Consider the following 461-nt stretch of genomic DNA (forward strand, 5'->3'; position numbering starts at 1 on the left):
CACCGGAGCTCCCGACGTGAACGCCGCCGCCGTCAGCGTCAGGCTGCGGCCGAGCGCGAGCGACACGTTGCCGGAGAACTGCATGTAGTCGCCGGAGATCAGCGTCAGGCTGTCGAACCCGCCGGCCTTGACCATGTCGGCGCTCACGGTGGCCTGGCCGAACGCGAGATGCGACGCATCCGTCCCCGGAGCGATGTCCGCAAGCAGCAAGGAATCCGGACGCCCCTGCACCACGGTCATCAGGCTTGGCACGATCACATTGGACGGCGCCGTGCTGTTGGGGAAGGTACTCATCTTGAAGATCGGCGTGGTGAGCGCGATCGACAAATTGCCGCCGGAAGCGCCGCTCCCGCCGGAGAAGGCGTGGATATCGCCGTCGAGATAGAGACCGCTCTGCGACGCCAGCGTAACGGAGCCGCCATTCGTCGTGACCATCTGCGGTTGGGTTGACGACGCTGCAC

General features: G+C 65.9%; 1 protein-coding gene. It reads right to left on the bottom strand.

What is annotated here, in order from left to right; translation table 11 throughout:
- Window positions 1-461: hypothetical protein (locus GO615_RS27950; protein WP_169133082.1), on the bottom strand; the 461-nt coding region annotated here is incomplete at both ends.

The sequence above is a fragment of the Aromatoleum evansii genome, assembly GCF_012910805.1.
Classification (GTDB): Bacteria; Pseudomonadota; Gammaproteobacteria; order Burkholderiales; family Rhodocyclaceae; genus Aromatoleum; species Aromatoleum evansii.